The 20,666-nt window shown below is 67.2% G+C and carries 16 protein-coding genes and 1 pseudogene; 6 read left to right on the top strand and 11 right to left on the bottom strand.

Translation table 11 applies throughout. From position 1 onward, the window contains the following. Together ACN0WF_RS07390 and ACN0WF_RS07385 are read left to right on the top strand one after the other, a co-directional pair. Nucleotides 1-348 (top strand): annotated as a pseudogene (locus ACN0WF_RS07390) (methyl-accepting chemotaxis protein); the annotation flags it as partial. Nucleotides 349-550: 202 nt separating this feature from the next. After that, nucleotides 551-2,986, top strand: a complete 2,436-nt coding sequence (locus ACN0WF_RS07385; protein WP_417772154.1) for a methyl-accepting chemotaxis protein — start codon at nucleotides 551-553, stop codon at nucleotides 2,984-2,986. 103 nt (nucleotides 2,987-3,089) lie between these two features. Here the strand turns inward: ACN0WF_RS07385 and ACN0WF_RS07380 are convergent, their stop codons facing one another. From ACN0WF_RS07380 to ACN0WF_RS07365, 4 genes are all read right to left on the bottom strand, one after another. Then, on the bottom strand, nucleotides 3,090-3,887 hold the full coding sequence (locus ACN0WF_RS07380; RefSeq protein WP_417772153.1) for an FAD binding domain-containing protein: 798 nt from the start codon (nucleotides 3,885-3,887) through the stop codon (nucleotides 3,090-3,092). Between the two features lie 86 nt (nucleotides 3,888-3,973). Continuing rightward, nucleotides 3,974-6,343 carry a xanthine dehydrogenase family protein molybdopterin-binding subunit gene (locus tag ACN0WF_RS07375; protein ID WP_417772152.1) on the bottom strand — a complete coding sequence of 790 codons (2,370 nt, stop codon included), beginning with the start codon at nucleotides 6,341-6,343 and terminating at the stop codon, nucleotides 3,974-3,976. Between the two features lie 170 nt (nucleotides 6,344-6,513). Further along, nucleotides 6,514-7,002 (bottom strand): (2Fe-2S)-binding protein, encoded by a 489-nt coding sequence (locus ACN0WF_RS07370; RefSeq protein ID WP_417772151.1) that lies wholly within the window; start codon nucleotides 7,000-7,002, stop codon nucleotides 6,514-6,516. Between the two features lie 143 nt (nucleotides 7,003-7,145). After that, complete coding sequence (locus tag ACN0WF_RS07365) at nucleotides 7,146-7,862, bottom strand: SRPBCC family protein (protein WP_417772150.1); 717 nt, start codon at nucleotides 7,860-7,862, stop codon at nucleotides 7,146-7,148. A 320-nt stretch (nucleotides 7,863-8,182) separates the two neighbouring features. On the opposite strand from ACN0WF_RS07365, the gene ACN0WF_RS07360 reads away from it, so the two are divergent. The 3 genes from ACN0WF_RS07360 to ACN0WF_RS07350 all read left to right on the top strand — a co-directional run bounded on the left by ACN0WF_RS07360 (nucleotide 8,183) and on the right by ACN0WF_RS07350 (nucleotide 10,933). Further along, a complete protein-coding gene (locus ACN0WF_RS07360; protein ID WP_417772149.1) occupies nucleotides 8,183-9,139 on the top strand; it encodes a class I SAM-dependent methyltransferase in 957 nt (318 codons plus the stop codon). After that, a complete protein-coding gene (locus tag ACN0WF_RS07355) occupies nucleotides 9,136-9,999 on the top strand; it encodes a TrmH family RNA methyltransferase (protein WP_417772148.1) in 864 nt (287 codons plus the stop codon). Before ACN0WF_RS07360 ends, ACN0WF_RS07355 begins: the two co-directional genes overlap by 4 nt. 67 nt (nucleotides 10,000-10,066) lie before the next feature. After that, nucleotides 10,067-10,933 (top strand): SDR family oxidoreductase, encoded by an 867-nt coding sequence (locus ACN0WF_RS07350; protein WP_417772165.1) that lies wholly within the window; start codon nucleotides 10,067-10,069, stop codon nucleotides 10,931-10,933. A 14-nt stretch (nucleotides 10,934-10,947) separates the two neighbouring features. On the opposite strand, the gene ACN0WF_RS07345 is transcribed toward ACN0WF_RS07350, so the two are convergent. Both ACN0WF_RS07345 and glpK read right to left on the bottom strand, forming a co-directional pair. Then, entirely contained in the window at nucleotides 10,948-11,706 is a 759-nt protein-coding gene (locus ACN0WF_RS07345) for a DUF1194 domain-containing protein (protein WP_417772147.1), read from the bottom strand. Nucleotides 11,707-11,817: 111 nt separating this feature from the next. Further along, the gene (glpK, locus tag ACN0WF_RS07340) at nucleotides 11,818-13,341 is read right to left on the bottom strand and encodes a glycerol kinase GlpK (RefSeq protein WP_417772146.1); all 1,524 of its coding nucleotides are present in this window, start codon (nucleotides 13,339-13,341) and stop codon (nucleotides 11,818-11,820) included. Between the two features lie 165 nt (nucleotides 13,342-13,506). Here glpK and ACN0WF_RS07335 point away from each other — a divergent pair, with 165 nt between their 5' ends. Next, nucleotides 13,507-14,727, top strand: coding sequence for an MFS transporter (locus tag ACN0WF_RS07335; protein WP_417772164.1), 1,221 nt, complete (start codon nucleotides 13,507-13,509; stop codon nucleotides 14,725-14,727). Between the two features lie 107 nt (nucleotides 14,728-14,834). Here ACN0WF_RS07335 and ACN0WF_RS07330 read toward each other — a convergent pair whose 3' ends face one another. From ACN0WF_RS07330 to ACN0WF_RS07310, 5 genes are all read right to left on the bottom strand, one after another. Further along, nucleotides 14,835-15,077, bottom strand: coding sequence for a cold-shock protein (locus ACN0WF_RS07330; RefSeq protein ID WP_417772145.1), 243 nt, complete (start codon nucleotides 15,075-15,077; stop codon nucleotides 14,835-14,837). 323 nt (nucleotides 15,078-15,400) lie between these two features. Continuing rightward, the gene (gene lepA / locus ACN0WF_RS07325) at nucleotides 15,401-17,206 is read right to left on the bottom strand and encodes a translation elongation factor 4 (protein ID WP_417772144.1); all 1,806 of its coding nucleotides are present in this window, start codon (nucleotides 17,204-17,206) and stop codon (nucleotides 15,401-15,403) included. 82 nt (nucleotides 17,207-17,288) lie between these two features. After that, nucleotides 17,289-18,476, bottom strand: coding sequence for a penicillin-insensitive murein endopeptidase (gene mepA / locus ACN0WF_RS07320; RefSeq protein ID WP_417772143.1), 1,188 nt, complete (start codon nucleotides 18,474-18,476; stop codon nucleotides 17,289-17,291). A gap of 152 nt (nucleotides 18,477-18,628) precedes the next feature. Then, nucleotides 18,629-19,663: a patatin-like phospholipase family protein gene (locus ACN0WF_RS07315; RefSeq protein WP_417772142.1), complete on the bottom strand. Its 1,035-nt coding sequence runs from the start codon at nucleotides 19,661-19,663 to the stop codon at nucleotides 18,629-18,631. Between the two features lie 97 nt (nucleotides 19,664-19,760). Further along, a complete protein-coding gene (locus ACN0WF_RS07310; protein WP_417772141.1) occupies nucleotides 19,761-20,579 on the bottom strand; it encodes an alpha/beta hydrolase in 819 nt (272 codons plus the stop codon). Between the last annotated feature and the right edge of the window lie 87 nt (nucleotides 20,580-20,666).

The raw sequence follows: 20,666 nt of genomic DNA, 5'->3' as shown, positions 1-20,666 counted from the left end.
GAGGAAATCTCCGCCCAGATCTCGGCGATCCAGGGCTCGACCACCGAGGCGGTCACCGCCATCGGCGAGATCGCCCAGATCATGCAGGAGGTGAACGGCTACACCACCTCCATCGCCACCGCTGTGGAACAGCAAGGCGCGGCGACGAGCGACATTTCGCGCTCGGTGCAGCAGGCGGCGGAAGGCACCGGCGCGGTGACCCGCAACATGGAGCGTCTCGCCTCGACGGTCGAGAGCACCTCCTCGGCCGCCGGCAACGTGCTCGACGCCTCCGACGCGATGGCCCGCAACACCGACGCGCTGCGTGAGGAGATTGACAGCTTCCTCACCCGCGTCGCGGCCGCCTGATCGCGGCCGCGCTTGTGCGAGTCACCACCGGCCGGCTGCAGTCCGCAGCCGGTCGTTTCGCTTTCGCCAGCGGCCGCGCTCAAAAAACTAGAGATACGCAGCGTCACTTATCCAGAAATTAGCGCCAGGCTAGTCAGGTTTTACCGAAGATTCACTCCGCCAACCTACCTTGGCACGACGTTTTTCCTTCCGGAGTAGCCGTATGGCCCGCGCGTTCAGGTTTCTCGACAATGTCGGCTTCGCGACCAAGATCGGTGGTGGTTTCGCTGCCATCCTGCTGCTTGCCGCTGTTGCCGGCAGCGTCGGCACGCTGACCATCGCCGATCTGACAGACCAGATGCGGACATCGCAGACCGCAACGGCGGTTCTTGCCCGCCTCCAGGACGTCTCGGCGGCACGGCAGGCGTTCATTGTCAGCCATTCGGAAGAGACGGCGGAGCGCAGCCGGTCCGCGATCGACGGCCTCGGCCAGGATCTTCAAGCGCTCGGCGCCGTCGTGGCAGCCGATGAGGTGGCGAAGACGGACATTGGCGCAGCGATGAATTCGGTCGCGGTGATGCGCGAGAAGTTCAACCGTCTCAACGCTGAAACCACCGCTCGCTCGGACCTCGCCGCCCGGCTTTCCACCGTGACCGCCGACATCGGCCAGGCATCGGACGACATCGAACAGCAGATGGAGCGCGTGCGTCGCGACGCCAAGCGCGAGAGCCTCAAGGCAGCCGCGACCCGTCGCAAGGCCGACGAGATCATCCGCTTCGTCGTCGACCTCCAGGAAGAGGCGATGCGCACGCAGTATTTCTTCATGCGCTCCACCTCCTCCACCGACCCGAACCTGTTCGAGCAAGCCGTTGCCGAGGCCGGGGGCCTGGGCGACGACGCCCGCGCCCTCACCAATGCCCGCGTCAAGGGCGTCGACCAGGACAGCGTCGCCAGACTGGCCGAACTCGCCGCCGAACTGACAGGCAGCTTTGACAAGCTCGCCGCGACCACGTCCTTCGGCGAGAAGGTGCAGCTGCGCAATCTCATCAACGAAACGCTGGTGCAGATCACCGGCACCGCGAAGACCGTCAAGGAAACCGCCTACGCCGCCATCAGCGAGGTGCAGCACGAGGTGCAACAGCGCGACCTCGCCCTGATCAAGGTCGACCTCGTCTCGGAGAGCGCCGCGAAGCTGTCGCGACAGTCGCTGGTCGTAAAGACGATGACGCTGGAACTGCTGTCGCGGACAAGCGACATCTCCGTCGACGACGTGCACCGCGAGATCGCGGAGCTGGCGCGCGTGGCAAAGGCCATCGCCGGCGCGGCCAAGTCCTTCCCCGACGTCGCGGCGCTTGCGGAACAGACCACGGGTCAGATCGATAGCTACCGCACCAACTTCGACGCGTTGGTCGCCAGCGATGTCGCCGTCGGACAGATGGCCCAGGAGCTGGAAGTCGTCGCCGGCGACATGCGCCTCCAGATCGTAGAACTGGCGCGCAAGCAAGCCGACGCGGCGGCCGCGAGCGGCAGCGCCGGCTTCTGGACCATTTCCGTCACGCTCGCGGCGGTCATCGCCCTTGGCATCCTGATCGCCGTTGTGCTTTCGCTGGCCATCAGCCGCCCGATCCGCCGCCTGACGCAGGTGATGGGACAGCTCGCCGGCGGCGACACGGACGTCGAGATCGCCACGACGGAGCGCGGTGACGAGATCGGCGCGATGAGCCGTACGGTCGAGGTGTTCCGCGACAACGCCCGCGAGCGCACCCGCATGGAAGCCGAGCAGGCCCGCGAGCAGGCTGCCGCGGCGCAACGGCAGAGCCGGATCGAGGGCCTGATCGACGGTTTCCGCTCCGAAGTCCAGGCGCTGCTTGCCTCGGTCGGCGACACCGCTTCGGGGATGGAGTCCACCGCCCGGGACCTGACGCGGATCGCCGGAGAGAGCGCCGGACGAGCGGAGAACACGACACGTGCCAGCGGCGATGCCACGCAGAATGTGGAAAGCGTGGCGACCGCGGCCGAGGAACTCGCGGCATCGATCGCCGAGATCGCCCGGCAGGTAGGCCAGACCACGGAGATCGTCAGCCGTGCCAGCACCGGCACGCAGCGAACCAACGACCAGATCGCCGGCCTCGCCCAGGCGGCCAGCAAGATCGGCGAGGTGGTGACGCTGATCCAGGCCATCGCGGAGCAGACCAACCTGCTGGCGCTCAACGCCACCATCGAGGCAGCGCGTGCGGGCGACGCCGGCAAGGGCTTCGCCGTGGTCGCTGCGGAAGTGAAGGAACTGGCCACGCAGACGTCGAAGGCGACGGAGGAGATCGGCGCGCAGATCGCCGCGATCCAGGGCTCGACCCAGGATGCGGTGGACGCCATCGCCGAGATCACCTCGACGATGCAGGAGGTCGACAGCTACACCTCGGCAATCGCCGCAGCGGTCGAGCAGCAGGGCGCGGCGACGCAGGAAATCTCGCGCAATGTCCAGAACGCGGCGCAGGGCACGACCGAGGTCACCGAGAACATGGGCGAACTGGCCCAGGCCGTCGCCGAGACGAACGCCTCGGCCGACATGGTGCTTTCCGCTTCTGGCGACGTGGGGGCAAAGACCCGCGAACTGCGCGGCCAGATCGACCGCTTCCTGCGCGATGTGGCCGCCGCCTGACGGCTGCTCCTTCGCGCATCTCGATCAAGACGGAAGAACGGCCCGGGCATGAGCCCGGGCCGCTGTCATTTGGGCGTTTGCCCGTCCTGGCCTGGCGCTGGCCTCAACCGCAGGCGGCAACCGCGCGCCGCGCCATCACCGAGATCAGGTTGGCGCGATACTCCGCCGATCCGTGGATGTCGGAGAGAAGATCTCCGGCATCGCTGGTGACGCCGGCAACCGCATCCGGCGAGAAGGACTGGGAAAGCGCTGCCTGAAGGCCTTCGTGCAGGAAGACGCCGCCCTGGCTGGCGCCGGTCACCGCGACGCGGACACCACCACCGGTCTTCGCCACGAAGACACCGGCCATGGCGTAGCGCGAGGCCGGGTTCGGATATTTGGCATAGCCGCAGGCATCGGCCGCCGGGAAGGTGATCGCGGTGATCATCTCGCCCTCGCCCAGCGTCGTTTCGAACATGCCGGCGAAGAAGTCCTCCGCCGCGATCTCGCGCTTGTCGGTGTGGATCGTCGCGCCCAGCGCCAGAACGGCGGAGGGATAATCCGCGGCCGGGTCATTGTTGGCGACGGACCCGCCGATGGTGCCGCGATGGCGCACCGCCGGATCACCGATGTGCGCGGCGAGATGCGCGAGCCCGGGAAGCATGCGCCGGACGATCTCCGAGCCGGCAACCTCCGCATGGGTGGTGGCCGCGCCGATGCGAATGCCCGCTCCGGTCTCGGTGATCCCCTTGAGATCGGCGACATGGGTCACGTCGATCACGTCGGAAGGCGCTGCAAGGCGCTGCTTCATGGTCGGCAGAAGGGTCTGGCCGCCGGCAAGCAGCTTGCCATCCTCGGCGCCAGCCAGCTTCGACACGGCATCCGCGACACTGCCGGCGCGGTGATAGGTCGTTTCGTACATCCGGGTCTCTCCTTACCCAATCGTCCTGTCGGGTCCGGCCACGGGCTTTGCGCCCGGCCGGACCGTGGTATCGAATTCGCTTCGCCTCACTCGGCCGCCTCGGCCGGCCGGACAGAGCGGAGCGCCCGCCACACGACCTCGGGCGTCGCCGGCATCTCCAGCGCGTTGGTGCCGATGGCGTTGGTGATGGCGTTCATGACCGCGGGCGGGGAGCCGATGGCACCGGCCTCGCCGCAGCCCTTCATGCCGAGCGGATTGCCCGGGCACACGGTGAGCGTGGTCATCAGCCGGTAGGACGGCACGTCGTCGGCGCGCGGCATCGTGTAGTCCATGTACGAAGCGGACAGGAGTTGGCCGTCCTCGTCGTAGGAGGCGTTTTCCAGAAGCGCCTGGCCAATGCCCTGGGTCAGCCCGCCATGGACCTGCCCTTCCACGATCATCGGGTTGATGATCGTGCCGAAATCGTCGGCGGCGACGAAGTCGACGATCTCGACCTTGCCCGTGTCCGGATCGACCTCGACCTCGCAGATGTAGGTGCCCGATGGGAAGGTGAAGTTGGTCGGATCGTAGAAGGCCCCCTCCTTGAGGCCCGGCTCCATCCCCGCCGGCATGTTGTGGGCCGTGTAGGCGGCAAGCGCCACCTGGAAGAAGGGCAGCTCCTTGTCGGTGCCGGCCACCCTGAAGGTTCCGCCATCCAGCGTGATGTCGCCCTCCGCGGCCTCCATCAGATGGGCGGCGAGCTTCTTGGCCTTGGTCTCGACCTTGTCCAGCGCCTTGGAGATCGCCGACATGCCGACCGCGCCCGAGCGCGAGCCGTAGGTGCCCATGCCGAACTGCACCTTGTCGGTGTCGCCGTGGACGATGGAGACCGTATCGATACCAACGCCGAGCCGGTCAGCGACAAGCTGGGCGAAGGTCGTCTCATGACCCTGGCCGTGGCTGTGCGAGCCGGTGAGCACCTCGATGGTGCCGACCGGATTGACCCGCACCTCCGCCGATTCCCAAAGACCGACACCGGCGCCGAGCGAGCCCACCGCCTGGGACGGGGCGATGCCGCAGGCCTCGATATAGCAGGAGAAGCCGATGCCGCGCAGCTTGCCGCGCCGCGCCGCCTCCGCCTTGCGGGCGGCAAAGCCCGTGTAGTCGATGGCCTCCAGCGCCGCATCGAGCGAGGCATCGTAGTCGCCGGCGTCGTAGCACATGATCACCGGCGTCTGGTGCGGGAAGGAGCGCACGAAGTTCTTGCGGCGGAATTCGGCCGGATCCATGCCGATCTCCCGCGCCGTCGTCTCCATCATGCGCTCAACCAGGTAGGTCGCCTCGGGGCGGCCGGCGCCGCGATAGGCATCGACCGGTGTCGTGTTCGTGTAGACCGTCTTGACGTTGCAGTGGATCGCCGGGATGTCATATTGGCCCGACAGCAACGTCGCATAGAGATAGGTCGGCACCGAGGACGAGAACAGCGACATGTAGGCGCCGAGATTGGCCACCGTCTTCACACGCAGGCCGGTGATCCGGTTGTCGGCGTCGAGCGCCACCTCGGCCTCCGAATAGTGATCGCGCCCGTGCGCATCGGTCAGGAACGCCTCGGTGCGGTCGCTGGTCCATTTCACCGGGACGCCGGTCTTCTTCGAAGCCCAGAGACAGACCATCTCCTCCGGGTAGATGTAGATCTTGGAGCCGAAGCCGCCGCCGACATCCGGCGCGATCACGCGCAGCTTGTGCTCGGGCGCGATGTTGTAGAAGGCGGACAGCACCAGACGCGCCACATGCGGGTTCTGGGAGGTGGTCCAGAGCGTGTAGTGCTCCTCCGCCTCGTCATAGTGGGCAAGCGCGGCGCGCGGCTCCATCGGATTGGGCACGAGGCGGTTGTTGCGGATCTCCATCCGCGTCACATGGGCGGCCGCGGCGAAGGCCGCATCGGTCGAGGCCTGGTCGCCGATCTCCCAGTCGTAGATCAGGTTGCCCTCGGCCTCCGGGTGGATCTGCGGCGCGCCGGCCTTGAGCGCTTCCAGCGAATCGACCACGGCCGGCAGCGGCTCGTAGTCCACCTCGACGGCATCGGCGGCGTCGCGCGCCTGGGACCTCGTCTCGGCGACAACCACCGCCACGGCCTGGCCGACGTGACGCACCAATTCGCTTTCGAGCGCGCGCCAGGCCCCCATCTTCATGGGCGTGCCGTCCTTGGAATGGATCATCCAGCCGCAGATGAGATTGCCGACGCCGTCGGCGACCAGTTCGTGACCGGTGAGAATGTCGATCACGCCCGGCATCTTGCGGGCCGCGTCGGCGTCGATGCCGCGCACCCGGGCGTGGGCGTGCGGCGAACGCACGAAAGCGGCATGCATCATGCCGGGGACGCGCATGTCGTCCGTATAGCGGCCCTTGCCGGTGATGAACCGCTTGTCCTCGCGCCGCGCCACGCGCGCGCCAATTCCATCCGTCGATCCTGCCATTTCATCCTCCCTCGCGAGAGACGTGCCGCGCGCTGCGCCTGCGGCCGTCGTCTCTCTCAAACCAATTGCGTGTTCGTGAAATCTCTCCTGGCAATTCCGGCCTGTCACCAAGCCGCGCGCCTCCCCCCGTCCGCCCCGCCAAGGGCAGACACGCGCGCGGGCCCGGCGCGTTACTCGGCCGCGGTCTTCATTGCGGCCATGGTCTCGCTCGCGGCGGCGATGGCCTTGACGATGTTGTGATAGCCCGTACAGCGACAGATGTTGCCCTCAAGCTCGGCGCGGATCGTCGCCTCGTCGAGCGGACCACCGAGCCGGTTGACCATGTCAACGGCGGACATGATCATGCCCGGCGTACAGAACCCGCACTGGAGCCCGTGGTGCTCCTTGAAGGCCGCCTGCATCGGATGCAGTTCGCCGCCCTGGGCCAGCCCCTCGATAGTAACGACGTCGGTGCCATCCGCCTGGGCGGCCAGCATCGTGCAGGACTTCACGGCCTTGCCGTCGACGTGCACGACGCAGGCGCCGCACTGTGATGTGTCGCAGCCCACATGCGTGCCGGTCAGCCCCACATCCTCGCGCAGGAAATCGACCAGAAGCGTCCGGTCCTCGACCTCGCGCGCGACGGTCCTGCCATTCACCACCATTGAAACCTTGGACATGCCTTCCTCCCGGAAACGTGAAAACCCAAGCGCGGGCACCGCCCGCATTCCTCAAATACCGCGTCGGACCGTCTTTGGCGGGCCCGACGCAAGCCCTGGAAAAAAGCGGCCGGCGCCCGGTTTCCCGCGCACCGGCCGTCGTGTCATCGCATCAGCGCCAGCACCACGATCAGGGCCCCGAGCGCTATCAGTCCCCAGACCATCGGCCCGCCGAAAGCCCCACGGCCGGCGGCCGTCTCGACCTCGGCCTCGACCTCATGCATCGTCTTCTCGACGCGTTCCTCCGCATCATGGAGCGCCTCGCCAATGCGGTCGGGCGCGGATTCTATCGCCCTTGTCTTGGCTTCTTCCATCACACCGGCGTCCAGCGTGTCGTCATCGGCAACGGCGTCTCCGGCGGTCTCCGCCGGCTTCTCGCCTTCACCTTCGACGATCTCCTTGAACTTGCTGAAAAACTCGTCGGCCATCTTGCGCGACGTGGAAACGATGAGACGGCTGCCGAGCTGGGCGAGCTTGCCGCCGACCTGCGCCTTCACGGTGTAGGTGAGCACGGTCTCGCCATCTTCTTCCACCAGCACCACGTCCGCGGCTCCCTTGGCGAAGCCAGCGACACCGCCCTTGCCTTCGCCAGTGATGGTGTAGCTCTCCGGCGGGTTGAGGTTTCCCAGTGTCACCTCACCCTTGAAGGTTGCCTTCACCGGGCCGATCTTGGCGACAACCGTCGCGGCCATCTCGGTGTCGGAGGATTTCTCAAGCTCCTGGCACCCGGGGATGCTCTGCCGCAGAACATCGGCGTCGTTGAGGGCTGCCCAGACCCGGTCTCGGGGCGCATTAATCCGGTACTCGCCAGACAAGTCCATCAGTCATTTCCTCCGGCAGTCGGACCCGTTCGCAACGACGCTCCCTCGAACCGGCCCTGGCCGGCGCTTCGGATCCGGCGCCCTGGGCCCTGCGCGTGAAACGTTCCCTTCCAGAGTGGCGAAGCCTGCGCGTGCTTTCAAGGCCTTGCAAGACAATTCACGCGAAGGTCTAACCTGCTCGCGTCACACGGACGCGACAAACGGGCCGATTGGCGAGCACGGATCGCATGCCGGGCATGAACGCATGATTGACCCCGGGCCCGCGTCGTCCTAAGCGATCCGCCATGGTTTTGCCCGACACATCCCCGAGAAACCGGTCCATGCCCGACACCGAACGTCCCGCCCTTCGCCATGCCCCGACAGGCAGCCCGCCCGTCGCCGCCTGGCCGACCATCCTGGAAACGCGGGGCTGGGACGACTATGCCCTGCTCGACTTCGGCCACGGCCGCAAGCTGGAGCGTTACGGCAAGATTGTCGTCGACCGCCCCGAGCCCCAGGCGATGGGGCGCCCGCGGCTTCCCGAAAAGCGCTGGCTCGCGGCCGACGCGGTCTTCACCGGCAATGACGACGACGACGGCCCGGGCCGCTGGCGGCTCAACCGCGATCTCCCCGAGACCTGGCCAATGGCCTTCGGTGATGTGCATTTCCTCGGCCGTTTCATGTCCTTCCGCCATGTCGGCGTCTTCCCCGAGCAGGCTGCCCACTGGCAGTGGATGGCCGATCGGGTCGCCCGCGACGGGGCCAGGCCGGACGCCAGGCCGCCGCGCATTCTCAACCTTTTCGGCTACACCGGCCTCGCCTCGCTGGTGCCGGCGGCCGCCGGCGCGCATGTCACCCACATCGACGCCTCGAAGAAGGCCATCGGCTGGGCGCGCGACAATCAGGCGATGTCCGGCCTCGACGACCTGCCGATCCGCTGGATCTGCGAGGACGCCACCAAGTTCGTCGCCCGGGAGGTGAAGCGCGGCAACACCTATGACGGCATCCTGCTCGACCCGCCGAAATACGGGCGCGGGCCCAAGGGAGAGGTCTGGGATCTCTACCAGAGCCTGCCGGAGCTGCTGCCCATGGTGGAGAAGCTGCTGTCGCCGGACGCCGGCTTCCTGATCCTGACCGCCTATGCGATCCGCTCCAGCTTCGTCGCGCTACATGAAATCATGGACGAGACGCTCGCGCGGCGCGGCGGGCTGCTGGAGTCGGGCGAACTCGTGCTGACCACGCCGGACGGCGGGCGGGCGCTGTCGACCTCCCTCTTTTCCCGCTGGAGTTCCCAATGAGCCCGCGTCCGCCCCAAGGCCAGGGAGTCCGGCGCGCCGGCCCGGTCAAGCAGGTCACCTCGTTCTCCAACCCGCTGGTGAAGGACATCAAGGCGCTTGTGGCCCAGCGCAAGCACCGGCAGAAGACCGGCCGCTTCGTCGCCGAGGGGCTCAAACTTGCCGCCGACGCGCTCGACGCGGGTTGGGAAATCGACATGCTCGTGCTCGGCCCCGAGGCACGCGAGAGCGAGGCCGCCCGCGAGGTTGCGGCGCGCGCGCGGGCGCGCGGAGCGACGATCCTGGAGGTGACCACCGCCGTTCTCGCCGCCATGACCCGGCGCGACAATCCGCAGATGGTCGTTGGCGTCTATGAGCAGAAGCTGACCGCGCCCGAGGCGGTCGAGGCGGCGGCCAGGGCGGAGCCGGACGGCGTCTGGATCGCACTCGACCATGTGCGCGATCCCGGAAATCTCGGCACGATCATCCGCACGGCCGACGCGGTCGGGGCAAAGGGCGTGATCCTGGTCGGTGAGACCACCGACCCCTTCGCCGTGGAGGCGGTGCGCGCCACCATGGGGTCACTCTTCCATGTCCCGGTGACGCGTATGGATCGGGCAGGCTTCCGGCAGTTTGCCGGGCGCTGGCGCGGCACCCGCGTCGGCACCCACCTCAAGGGATCGACCGACTATCGCGCGATCGACTACCGCAAGCCCGTGCTGCTGCTGATGGGCAACGAGCAATCCGGCCTGCCGGAGGAGATGGCGGAAACCTGCACGGCGCTGGCGCGCATTCCGCAAGCCGGCGTTGCCGACAGCCTCAATCTGGCGGTGGCCACCGCCGTGATGCTCTACGAGATCCGGCGCGACGACCTCGCCCTTTGACCGGCCGGGCCGGCCGTGTCCAACCGAACGACGGGAAACGATGACACAGACACTGAACGGTGAGCCGATGCGGCTGTTCGTCTTCGGCCTCGGCTATTCGGCGAGCGCCTTCGTCGAGCGGGTGGCGGCGTCCTGCGACTGGATCGGGGCGACGACGCGTGGCCGTGAAAAGGCCGAGACGCTGGCGGCGCGCGGGCTGGTGCCCTTCCTCTTTGATGGCAGCGCGCCCGGCGACGACATCGACGCCGCGCTTTCGGCCGCGACCCATGTGCTGGTCTCGATCGCACCGGGCGAATTCGGCGATGCCGCCCTTGCCCACCACCGCGCCGCCCTCGCCGCGGCCCGGCCGCGCTGGGTCGGCTACCTCTCCACCGTCGGCGTCTACGGCGATCATGGCGGCGACTGGGTCGACGAGGAGACGCCCTGTCGCCCGGTCTCGAAACGCTCGCAGGCGCGCATCGAGGCGGAAAACGACTGGCTCGCCTTTTCCGCACGCACCGGCGTCCCGGTCCAGATCTTCCGGCTTTCGGGCATCTACGGCCCCGGCCGCAACGCCTTTGTCAATTTCGAGAAGGGGACGGCCCGGCGGCTGATCAAGCCGGGGCAAGTGTTCAACCGCATCCACGTGGAGGACATCGCCGGCGCGCTCGAGGCGGCGGTGAGCCGGGCTCCGGTGACGCGCGTCTTCAACGTCACCGACGACGAGCCCGCCCCGCCGCAGGACGTGGTTTCCTATGCGGCTGGCCTTCTCGGCGTCGAGCCGCCGCCGGAACAGGACTTCGAGACCGCCGAGCTTTCGCCGATGGCACGCTCCTTCTATGGCGAAAACAAGCGCGTCTCCAATGCAAGGGTGAAGGCCGAGCTCGACTATACGTTCCGATATCCCGACTACCGGGTCGCGCTCGAGGCGCTGCACCGCGACGGCTGGCGCTGAGCTTTCCCGCATCCTCAGCGGGAAAGGCGTGCGGCGCCGGCGAGATCGGCTTGAGCCAGCGTGCTGCCGGAGGACACGTCCGCGATTTCGAGAATGAGCTTCTTGCGCACGGCGCCGGCGAAGGTTGCCGTCGAATCCGCAGTGACCACGAAGGCGCCCGGCCCGCCGATGATCCGTTCGGCGAAGGCCTTTTCCAGATCATAACCGACCGGACGGCCCGAGCACTGGCGACAGAGAACGGCTAGGCCGTTGATGACGATGCCTGCGGCGACCACCTCGTCGCGGGCGGCCTCGATGGGCGGCCCGCTCCAGTTGTTGGCGCTGTCGGCGGAAAGGTCGATGACGCGTCGGACACCACGGTACTCGTTGCCCTCGATGAGGGCCTTGCCCTTCAGCAAGGCCGCTCCGATGGCGTTGCGTCCGTACGCCCGTCGCGGCGCGGCCATCAGTGTCCTTGCAAAGGCATCGGCTGCGGCGGAACCGTCGATCACGCTCCAGCCGACAACCACATCCTGCGAGCCCGCGTTGCCCCATTCCACATAGGTCAGGGCGATCCTGCCATGAGCATTGCCGAGGATCGCCGAAAGCACCATCGGATCGGTGATCGCCTCGGCGTAGCCCTGCCGCTGGAACCGGATCTCGTCGTCGTCGATTGATCCGGTGGAATCGGCGAGCAGCACCAGCTCGAGGTCCACGTCCGCGCCGCGCGCCGGTGCGATGGCGAGAAGAAGCGCCGCGACGAAGGCGGCAAACCATGCTCGGCACTGTGTCATTGCGCCCTCCCCATTCAGGAAGGCCCAAGTGAACCACGCCGCGACCAGCGCTCCAATATCCGCGCGCGCAACCGCGCTTCACGCATGCGTGAGCGCGGCCGGCGGCCGAGCCTATCGGCTGCGCGTGCGCTCGACCGCGTCCTGCCAGCCGGCATAGAGCGTCGCGCGCGTCTTCTCGTCCATCTCCGGCTGGAACCGGTGCTCAAGCCGCCAGTCCTCGGCAAAGGCCTGCGCATCGGGCCAGACCTCCGCCTGCTGGCCGGCAAGCCAGGCGGCGCCCAGGGCCGTGGTTTCCAGCACCTCGGGACGGTCGACCGGCGCGCCGAGGATGTCGGCGAGGAACTGCATGGTCCAGTCGGACGCGGTCATGCCGCCGTCGACGCGCAGGACGATGCCGTCGGTCGCCATATGGCTCAGGTGGGCTGCGTCCGAACGCATGGCATCGATGAGGTCGCGGGTCTGGTAGCCAACGCTTTCCAGGGCCGCGCGGCAGAAGTCGGCCGGACCGCTTGCCCGTGTCAGGCCGAAGAGTGCGCCGCGCGCGTCAGGGTCCCAGTAGGGCGCGCCGAGACCGACGAAGGCCGGCACCAGATAGAGCCTGTCGTCGGGATCGGATCCGGCGGCAAGCGCCTGCGTGTCGGCGGCCTGGCCGATGATGCCGAGCCCGTCGCGCAGCCATTGCACGGCGCTGCCGGCCACGAAGATCGATCCCTCGAGCGCATAGGTGGTCGTGCCGCCGAGACGATAAGCAATGGTCGACAGCAGACGGTTCTTCGAGGTGACCCGCGTCGTGCCGGTGTTGATGAGAGCGAAGCAGCCGGTGCCGTAGGTGGACTTGACCATCCCCGGCTTGAAGCAGGCCTGACCGACGGTCGCCGCCTGCTGGTCACCGGCAACACCGAGGATCGGGATTGCGGCTCCGAAATGCTCCTTGTCCACCGTGCCGAACTCGGCGGCGCAGTCCTTGACCTCCGGCAGCATCGACATGGGCACGCGCAGCAGGCGGCACAGGTCCTCGTCCCAGCGGTTGTCGTCGATGTTGTAAAGCAGCGTGCGCGAGGCGTTCGTCGCGTCGGTCACATGGGAACGCCCACCGGTCAGTTTCCAGATCAGCCAGCTGTCGACCGTGCCAAAGAGGAGATCGCCCGCCTCGGCCGCGGCGCGCGCGCCCTCGACATTGTCCAGGATCCAGGAAAGCTTGGTGCCGGAGAAATAGGGATCGAGCAGGAGGCCGGACTTTTCCGCGACCATCTGCTCGTGGCCCTCGGCCTTGAGCCTGGCGCAAAGCGCCGCGGTGCGGCGGTCCTGCCAGACAATGGCGCGGTGAACGGGCTTGCCGGTGCTGCGGTTCCAGACGAGCGTCGTCTCGCGCTGGTTGGTAATGCCGATGGCGGAAATGGCCGATGCGCCGCCCTCGATGCCAGCGAGCGCCTCGCGACAGACCGCGAGCGTCGAGGCCCACAGGTCCTCCGGCTCGTGTTCAACCCAGCCCGAACGGGGGAAATGCTGCTCAAATTCCTGCTGTCCGGTCGCCCGCGCCCTGAACGCTGCGTCGAACACGATGGCACGACTCGACGTCGTGCCCTGATCGATGGCCAGAACCAGGCCATCGGAAAGTTTCGCTAGGTCGCCCACGCACCGCCTCCAGGATCTTCGTTTTCTTTCTTTCTTGCAACAAAGGACATTCAAACGAAACTTGATTTTTCGTCAATCGAAAACAGCCGGCCGCAAACTCTCCTCCCCGTCGACGGCATTGGTGACCACTGTTATAGAGACCGCCGCGCGGACCCGCCGGTCCGACTGCCTGCGCTGGAGCTGACCATCACCAAGTTTCTCGCACTCGCCCTGCTTTCTCTCGCCGTCGTCGCGGCGCTGTCGCTGTGGTTCATCTCCGCCGCGATCCTGCCTGAGATGCTGGCCGAAAGCCCGATCTCGCCGACGAGACAGGCGTTCCTGTCGAGCGGTGTGCAGATCGGCTTCGTCCTCGGCGCGCTCGGCTCCGCCCTGCTCGGACTGCCCGACCGGCTCGACCCGACCCGCCTCTTTGCAACCTGTGCAGCGCTTGCCGCCCTCGTCAATGCGGTTCTGCTCGTCGCTCCCCTCGGCGGCGACCTGGCCATCGGCGCAAGGGTGATGACGGGCGTTCTGCTCGCCGGCGTCTATCCGGTCGGCATGAAGATCGCCGTCGGCTGGGGCCTGCGCGACCGGGGCTTCCTGGTGGGATTGCTCGTCGGGGCGGTGACGCTCGGCTCCGCCGTGCCGCATCTCGTCGCTCTCGGCGGCGGTGCCGACTGGCGGATGACGGTTCTTCAGGGTTCCGCCGCAGCACTTGTCGCGGCCGTTCTGGCGCTGTGTGTCCGCCTTGGCCCCTATCACGCGACCTCGCCGCGCTTCGACCCGACGGCGGTCGCGCGGGTGTGGCGCGACCGGCGCATCCGCCTCGCCTTCGGTGGCTACTTCGGTCACATGTGGGAGCTCTATGCCATGTGGACCTGGGCGGGTGCAGCACTTGCCGCCTCCTTCGCCGGCGACATGACGGCAGACGACGCGCTTCGGTCGGCACGGGTGCTCACCTTCGTCGCCGTGGCGCTCGGCGCTCTGGCCTGCGTCGCAGCGGGCTATTTCGCCGACCGGATCGGCAAGGAGACCGTCGCCATCCTGGCGCTTGCAGGCAGTCTCGCCGGCGCCCTCTTCGCCGCCTTCATCTTCGGCGGACCAAGCTGGCTGGTCGCCGCCGCCTTCCTGTTCTGGGGGATAACGATCGCGCCGGATTCGCCGCAATTCTCGGCACTGGTCGCCGATTTCGCGCCACCGGAGCAGGCCGGCAGCATCATGACGCTGCAGACCGCGCTCGGCTTCGCCCTCACCTTCGTGACGGTGCAGGCAACGCCGGTCGTCGCCGAGGCCTTCGGCTGGCGGGTCATGCTGGCGCTGCTCGCTCTTGGCCCGGCCTTCGGGCTCGTGTCGATGCTGCGGCTGAGGCGTCTCACCGCGACGGGCGACAGGCAGCGCGCTTCATGAGGCGCGCCCGCATCGTCCCTTGAAACGCAAAAGCGCCGCGCCCTTCCGGGCGACGGCGCTTGCGGCTTTTCGCTGATCACGTCACGCCGGGATACCCGGCGGAGGGATCAGAGGACGCGCAGGTTTTCAGCCACCGAGTGGCCGCGCGCGTAGGCAAGGTCGTATGCGACGAGCTGGCCTTCGCTCAGCGTCGGGACACCCGACCGGCGGAGCGCGGCCATGTCCACGTGGACATAATCGCCTTCATTCGGCTCGATCTGGCCGATGCCGGCCTTGATGTCGAACCACTTTACGTTTCCATGTTCCATAGTCTTGTCTTTCGTTCTTATCGTTGTTGCTTCTTCATTCATGCAATTGTTCGTCCGACGAGCGGCTCGAAGCATGGTCGAGGCCCGATCCGTTCGCCCTCAGGCAAACGCCGGGTCCTGCCGCTCCGCAACCGAATCGTCCGGTCTTCCTCAGATCCGGTCTGTCTCGGGACAGCCTGTCGCCCATGATAAAATCGGGTCGTTACAGGCATGCGACAACGCCTGCATGGGCATCGTCGTCAGGGTAGGATAAACAATCACAGTTAAGAAATGGTGACTGACATTTCGTTTTGCAAGGCCTCATGCAAAAAAGGCCGGCCCGGCGACACCGGACCGGCCTCCTCGAAAGAGGATTCAGATGATGCTCAGTTGTCCATCTTCAAGGCCTTGATGAAGGCTTCCTGCGGGATCTCGACCTTGCCGAACTGCCGCATCTTCTTCTTGCCTTCCTTCTGCTTTTCCAGAAGCTTGCGCTTGCGGGTGGCGTCGCCGCCGTAGCACTTGGCGGTCACGTCCTTGCGCAGCGCCGCGATGGTCTCGCGGGCGATCACGCGCGCGCCGATGGCGGCCTGGATCGGGATCTTGAACATGTGCCGCGGGATCAGTTCCTTGAGCTTCTCGCACATGGCGCGGCCGCGCCGCTCGGCCTGCGAGCGGTGAACCAGCGTCGAAAGCGCGTCGACCGGCTCGGCATTGACCAGGATCGACATGCGCACCAGATCGCCTTCGCGGTAGTCGGAAATCTGGTAGTCGAAGGACGCGTAGCCCTTGGAGATCGACTTCAGCCGGTCGTAGAAGTCGAACACCACCTCGTTGAGCGGCAGGTCGTAGGTGACCATGGCGCGGCTGCCGACATAATTGAGATCCACCTGAATGCCGCGCCGCTCCTGGCACAGCGTCAGGATCGCACCGAGGTAGTCGTCCGGCGTCATGATGGTGGCGCGGATCCACGGCTCCTCGATGCTCTCGATCTTCACCTGATCCGGCATGTCGGCGGGATTGTGCAACTCCTTCAGCGTGCCGTCGGTCAGGTGCATCCGGTAGACCACCGAAGGCGCCGTGGCGATGAGGTCGAGGTCGAACTCGCGCTCCAGGCGCTCCTGGATGATCTCCAGATGCAGCAGGCCGAGGAAGCCGCACCGGAAACCGAAGCCGAGCGCCGCCGAGGTCTCCATCTCGAAGGAGAAGGAGGCGTCGTTGAGGCGCAGCTTGCCCATGGCGGCGCGCAGATCCTCGAAGTCATTGGCATCGACCGGGAAGAGACCGCAGAACACCACCGGCTGCGCCGGCTTGAAGCCCGGAAGCGCTTTCGCGCAGGGCTTCTTGTCGTCGGTGATCGTGTCGCCGACGCGGGTGTCGGCCACTTCCTTGATGGAGCCGGTGATCACGCCGATCTCGCCGGGTCCAAGGTCGTCGGTCATCAGGAACTTCGGCGTCATGACGCCGACACGGTCGACCTCATAGCTCGCGTCCGTGCCCATCATCTTGATCTTCTGACCCTTCTTCAGCCGCCCGTCGATGATGCGAACCAGCACCATGACGCCGAGATAGGGGTCGTACCAGCTGTCGACGAGCAGCGCCTTCAGCGGCGCGTCCGGATCGCCCTCGGGCGCCGGCAGGCGGTTGACGATGGCCTCGAGCACGTTCTCCACGCCGAGGCCGGTCTTGGCGGAGATCATCACCGCGTCGGACGCATCGAGGCCGATCACGTCCTCGATCTGCTCCTTGACCCGCTCGGGTTCGGCCGCCGGCAGGTCGACCTTGTTGAGCACCGGAACGATCTCGTGATTGTTGTCGATGGCCTGGTAGACATTGGCAAGCGTCTGCGCCTCGACGCCCTGACTGGCGTCGACCACCAGCAGCGAGCCCTCGCAGGCGGCGAGCGAGCGCGAGACCTCATAGGCGAAGTCGACGTGGCCCGGCGTGTCGATCAGGTTCAGCTTGTACTGCTTGCCGTCCTTGGCCGCATAGATCAGCCGCACGGTCTGCGCCTTGATGGTGATGCCGCGCTCGCGTTCGATGTCCATCGAATCGAGCACCTGCTCCTTCATCTCGCGGCTGGTCAGCGTGCCGGTCATCTGGATCAGACGGTCGGCCAGCGTCGACTTGCCGTGGTCGATGTGCGCCACGATGGAAAAGTTGCGAATGTCGGAGATCTTCTGCGTGCTCATGCGCGCCCATTTACCATTGCCGCGACATTGCGCAAAGGGGATTGCGCGCGCACAGGCGGGGAAAATCCACCGCGACCGTCCCTCACCGGGCCAGAAGCACCTGAGTACAGGCCGCCGGCAGCGCCGACATGCGGATCTCTTTCTTTTTCGCCGGTTTCGAGGGCTTGGCGGGCCTGGCCGGCTTCTTGGGCACCCAAGGCTCGTCGGAAAGCCACCAGGCCAGCTCCTTGCCGCAACCGTCGCCCGGCGGCGGCGGGTTCTGATCCTTGCAGCCGACGCTGCCGGCGGGGCACGCGATGCGCACGTGGAAATGATAATGATGCCCCCACCAGGGGCGAACCTTGCGCAGCCAGGACCGGTCGGAACCGGTCTCGAACCGGCAGAGCGCCTGCTTGATTCCAGGATGCACGAAGATGCGGGCGACGCGCGGATCCTGCGCGGCGCGGCGGATGAGCCTGGCGCGGCTGTTCGTCCATTTCGCCGGATCGACGCCGCGGTCGGCGCCTTTCAGGTTCGACGGTCCCTTCAGCATCGACACCGCCGACATGCTCTCGCGCTCGTCGCGCGACAGGGTCCGCTCGGGCATCGGCGTCAGCCAGATGTCGGCGTCGAGGCCGATCTGGTGGCTGGCGTGGCCGGAGGTCATCGGTCCGCCGCGCGGCTGGGCGAGGTCGCCGACCAGCAGCCCGTTCCAGCCAAGCGCCGGCGCGTCGGTGGCCAGCCGCTGCAGCACGTCGATGAGTTCCGGGTTGCCCCAGTTGCGGTTGCGCGACAGGCGCATGACCTGCCAGGCCGGACCGTTGACGGGAAGCGCCGTCGCGCCCGCCATGCAGCCGCGCGCATAGGAGCCGATGGAACGGGCGGCAAGCGGCGCCGGCGTCCTGGCCGCGCCGAAGAGCTGCTTGGCGACGGCGTCGGGCGAGACGCGCGCGGGAACACCGGAGGCAGCGGATGCCGGTACCAGCGCCAGCGGCGCTGAGGCCGCATCGGCGCGCATGGCGCGATCCTCGGGAGCAGGAACGGGCAGCGGTGGCGCGAGCAGGCCGGCAATCGCGTCCGCCCCGCCGGAACGCTCGGCGGCAGGCAGGAAGCGCTGCACCCCGACGCCCCCCTCAACGGCGGCGTCGGGCTTATCCTTCGGCAAAGGGGCGGCGGCAAGCGGCAGGGCGGCAAGCGTGCCGGCAAGGAGCAGAGCAAGGCCCGCGCTGCGCGCGCGTGCGCGCGTCGAGAAGCCGCGGCCAAGGCCAAACGTCCGATCAGGTCCCGGCATCGCCAAGCTCCCTCGCTGTGCTACCGCGCGAGCCGCGCCGGCTCCCGGTCGCGTCTTGCCCGACTTGCATGTTGCCCGACTTGCATGAGCTCCCGCATTCTATCTCACAGCGGCATTTACGAAGGGTTAACCATGTTTTTGACAAGCCCGCCTCAGTCTTGCCGCGGGCTCATCAGCCCCGCCAGTTCGTCGATCGCCAGCGTGTGGTCGCGAATGATGCGGTCGGCCGCGCCATTCAACTCGATGATGTTGGCGGGACGGGCGTTGTCGATTGCCTCGACGCCCTCGGGCAGATCGGCGTCGAAGCGGTAGACCGCCGCAACGCCGGCATCGCGCAGGATATCGTCGGCAAGCGCTGCCGTGCTGGCCGCCTGCCCCTGGGAGACCGCGGCCAGCAAAGGCGCGCCGCGCGCCGGTGCGAGCCAGCCCAGCGCGTCGAATTTCTTGGCCTCCTCCGCGACCTTGCGCGGGGCCTGCCGCGCGCCGCTGCCAAGAGAGACAATGACCATGTCGGCCGCTTCCCACCCCTGTCGGCGCGCCATCGCATAGGCGGCAAGCACCGGATTTTCCAGGAACAGGCTGCCGCCGATCAAGCAGCGGTCGGGCTCGCCGGACAGACTTTCGGTCCGCATCGGCGGCAGATGCCCCGGCAGCGCCATGGTCGCGCGCACCGCCTGCCACATGTAGAAGTCGGCCGGCCGGCCGCCGTCGGTCGCCATGCCGTTGGTCAGAAGCAGCGGCTCGCGCCGGTCGATGTCATAGGCCGGCAGCAGCAGCCGCGTCAGCGCGCCCTGCAGCGACGACCAGCCGAAGCGCTCCTTCAACAGCTTCTCGAACGGCCTTTCATCGAAACAGAAATCGAAGGGCGCGCGCGGATTGGCGACGAGCCGCTCGAGGAAGCCGCGCCGCTGGAACAGTTCCCGACACTCCGTCTCGAAGAAACGGCGAAGCTCGGCAATGTCGTAGGCCGAACGGCCGGAGGTGTCTTCCGGGCGTGGCGCGGCAAGGCCGGCGGCGATGAGACCGCCTGAAGACGTGCCCGCCATGAGATCGAAGAAACGGTGAAGCGGCGCGTCCTTGCCCGCCATGCGCAGCCGGGCATCCAGCGTCTCCAGCAGGCGCAACGGGACGAGCCCCCGGATGCCACCTCCATCAATCGCCAGAACGAACCGTTTCCGTCTTGCCATCTGCCGCAGCCCTCCGTCTGGTCTCGCACCCGATTGTGCCGGGAACAGCCTTGGTGAGAAATGCGACGAAGCGATGACTTGACGCGCCCTGCGTCGATCAGTCCTGCGCGCCCTCCGCCGCTTGCGCGCGTTCCGCGACGGCGGCGATCATCCGGGCGATGTCCTCGGGGCGCGACAGGCGGTGGTCGCCGTCCTTGACGAGGGTCAGGACCGCATCGTCGAAGGCCAGGCATTCCATCAGCCGCAGGCCGTGCCGCCAGGGCACCGCCTCGTCGCGCTGGCCCTGGAGGATCGTCACCGGGCAGCCGGTGACCACCGGCTGGTCGAGAAGCAGGTTGTTCCGCCCGTCCTCGATCAGCTTGCGGGTGATGACATAGGGTTCGTCATCATAGTCTGAGGGTCGCGCGTAGCGTCCCTCTTCCATGATCGCGCGTCGGATCTCGTCGGTGAACTCGTGCTTCCACATGAGTTCCTCGGTAAAATCGGGCGCAGGCGCGATCAGAACCATGCCGGCGAGCGTACCGCCCGCCGCCCCGTCCCCGGCTCGGCGGCGCAGCGCGCGCGCCAGCAGAAGCGCGATCCAGCCGCCCATCGAGGAGCCGACGACCACTGTCGGCTCCTTGCAGAAACGGTCGAACACAGCGAGAGCCTCCTCCGCCCAGGCCGAGATCGTGCCCTCCTCGAAATCGCCGCCGGACACGCCATGGCCGGAATAGTCGAGCCGCGTCATCGCCCGGCCGGTTTCCTGCGCCCAGGCGGCCAGCGCTTCCGCCTTCGAGCCGGCCATGTCGGACTTGAAGCCGGACAGCCACAGCAGGCCGCAGCGGCCCGAGGCCCCGCCAGTCCGGCGCACGGCGATGGAGCGCGCATCCGCGCCGCCGCCAACCGTGATGAATTCGGCGTCCGTTTCGCTCATGGCCACTCCCTTCGCTTGCTCAACCGTCGGCTCATGTGGCACAGCTCGCGGGCTTTGAGAAGGTCCATCCCCATTCACCCGGAAACG

It is taken from the genome of Stappia sp., assembly GCF_048268045.1.
Classification (GTDB): domain Bacteria; phylum Pseudomonadota; class Alphaproteobacteria; order Rhizobiales; family Stappiaceae; genus Stappia.
This window is presented reverse-complemented; position numbering and strand designations above follow the sequence as displayed.

Coding starts and splice junctions, on each gene's coding strand:
- ACN0WF_RS07370 (WP_417772151.1), bottom strand. CDS start 7,002: ATGTCCAAGGTTTCAATGGTGGTGAATGGCAGGACCGTCGCGCGCGAG.
- ACN0WF_RS07310 (WP_417772141.1), bottom strand. CDS start 20,579: ATGAGCGAAACGGACGCCGAATTCATCACGGTTGGCGGCGGCGCGGAT.
- ACN0WF_RS07330 (WP_417772145.1), bottom strand. CDS start 15,077: ATGAATGAAGAAGCAACAACGATAAGAACGAAAGACAAGACTATGGAA.
- ACN0WF_RS07315 (WP_417772142.1), bottom strand. CDS start 19,663: ATGGCAAGACGGAAACGGTTCGTTCTGGCGATTGATGGAGGTGGCATC.
- lepA (WP_417772144.1), bottom strand. CDS start 17,206: ATGAGCACGCAGAAGATCTCCGACATTCGCAACTTTTCCATCGTGGCG.
- mepA (WP_417772143.1), bottom strand. CDS start 18,476: ATGCCGGGACCTGATCGGACGTTTGGCCTTGGCCGCGGCTTCTCGACG.
- ACN0WF_RS07345 (WP_417772147.1), bottom strand. CDS start 11,706: ATGACACAGTGCCGAGCATGGTTTGCCGCCTTCGTCGCGGCGCTTCTT.
- ACN0WF_RS07365 (WP_417772150.1), bottom strand. CDS start 7,862: ATGGACTTGTCTGGCGAGTACCGGATTAATGCGCCCCGAGACCGGGTC.
- ACN0WF_RS07380 (WP_417772153.1), bottom strand. CDS start 3,887: ATGTACGAAACGACCTATCACCGCGCCGGCAGTGTCGCGGATGCCGTG.
- ACN0WF_RS07360 (WP_417772149.1), top strand. CDS start 8,183: ATGCCCGACACCGAACGTCCCGCCCTTCGCCATGCCCCGACAGGCAGC.
- ACN0WF_RS07385 (WP_417772154.1), top strand. CDS start 551: ATGGCCCGCGCGTTCAGGTTTCTCGACAATGTCGGCTTCGCGACCAAG.
- ACN0WF_RS07375 (WP_417772152.1), bottom strand. CDS start 6,343: ATGGCAGGATCGACGGATGGAATTGGCGCGCGCGTGGCGCGGCGCGAG.
- ACN0WF_RS07355 (WP_417772148.1), top strand. CDS start 9,136: ATGAGCCCGCGTCCGCCCCAAGGCCAGGGAGTCCGGCGCGCCGGCCCG.
- ACN0WF_RS07350 (WP_417772165.1), top strand. CDS start 10,067: ATGCGGCTGTTCGTCTTCGGCCTCGGCTATTCGGCGAGCGCCTTCGTC.